The sequence below is a fragment of the Bifidobacterium sp. SO1 genome, from assembly GCF_018555335.1.
GTDB classification, from domain to species: domain Bacteria; phylum Actinomycetota; class Actinomycetes; order Actinomycetales; family Bifidobacteriaceae; genus Bifidobacterium; species Bifidobacterium simiiventris.
On record NZ_JAFEJR010000048.1, the window covers coordinates 1 to 1,400 of the forward strand.

General features: G+C 62.6%; 1 protein-coding gene. It reads right to left on the bottom strand.

Annotated features, from left to right (window positions below; all coding sequences use genetic code 11):
- Positions 1-23 precede the first annotated feature (23 nt).
- Positions 24-1,280 carry an ISL3 family transposase gene (locus tag JS541_RS14600; protein WP_219070783.1) on the bottom strand — a complete coding sequence of 419 codons (1,257 nt, stop codon included), beginning with the start codon at positions 1,278-1,280 and terminating at the stop codon, positions 24-26.
- Positions 1,281-1,400 lie beyond the last annotated feature (120 nt).

The following is a 1,400-nucleotide window of genomic DNA, read 5'->3' on the forward strand; positions in this document are numbered from 1 at the left end:
GAGGCTTCTGCTGTTTTCGTGGGTTAGGTTGTTGGTGTTGGTAGTTGGATGTTGAGTCCGCCGCATCTGAGCATGACGAGGCTGATGAGGTTGGTGACGTGGTGGAAGCCGTAGGCCATGCGGATGGTGACCTTGATTCGGTTGTTGAACGCCTCGAGCCTGGCGTTGGAGTAGCCCAGTTCGATCGTGCGCAGGATGTCGGGCCGGCGGCGTCGGATCTTTTTGGAGAGTTCGACGATTTCGGGGATACGCGAGTGTGACGCCCAGAACACCCAGTGGTTCAACTCGCCGCGCGCCTGGTCGAGGGGGTGTTTGAGCAGGGTGCGCAACAGTTCCTTGAGCTGCCAGGTGCGGTAGAGCTGGCCTTTGGGGTCCGTGTTCCTCAACGCGTCGAACGCCTCGTTCTGCTTGTCGGTGAGTTGGTCTGGGTTCTTCAGGACGGCGTATTTGACGCCGCGCATGCGTCTGGTGGTTTCCTCGTCGTGTTCGTGTCTGGCTTGGTTCCAGAGGCGTTTTCTGACCTTGTCGAGCGCGTCGGTCATCCAGGAGACGATGTGGAAGCCGTCCAATACGCGTTCCGCGTTCGGGCAATGCTCGGCGACGCACGAGTCGATCCAACGCGCCCCGTCGCCGGTGACCACGCGGATGGAGGCGCGCTGTTCGGGTGTGAGGGCCTTGAAGAACAGGTCGAACACGTCTTTGCCGTACCCGTCGTGCGCCCAGATCACGCGGTGCCGTTCGTGGTCGACGACCACGGTCAAATACGTGTGGCCCTTCCTGTAGCTGGTCTCGTCCACACCAATCGCGGTGAGGCCGTCGAACGGCGAGGGTGCCGCCGCTTTCAGCCGTTCGGCGACCCTGTGGGCGATGTCGCCCGCGGTCCTCCACGCGATGTGCAGGAACCCGCTGACCGTTTTCTGGCTGGCGACGGTCATCAGCCATGCGCATTCCGTCTCGAAATCCCTGGTGAACCGGCTGCCGGGCTCGGCCCACGACACTTGGGCGACCACGACACCGCACCCGGGACAGTCCACGCGCGGCATCACGGCGACCAGCTCCACCCGCCAGCAGCCGAAGTCCTGGTGCCGCCAACGACGCACACCACCGCCCCGGTCGTAACCACGCCGGCGTCTGCCGCAGCGGGAGCATCGGAGCATGCCCTTGCGCGGGCGCACGCGGATCTCGAGCACGGGCGTGGGACGCAGCGGCGAGTCGACGATCCGCACGGTCTCGACCACCATGTTTTTGACGTTGAGGAGCTGGTTGAATATGCTGTTCATCAGGCGCTTGCTGGTTGCTTGTTTATCTTGGTCGAAAACATCCTACCCAGGAAGCGCTCTTCTCTTACTCCCTCAACGGCTCAACGACGAACCCACACCCACGAAAACAACACAAGCGCC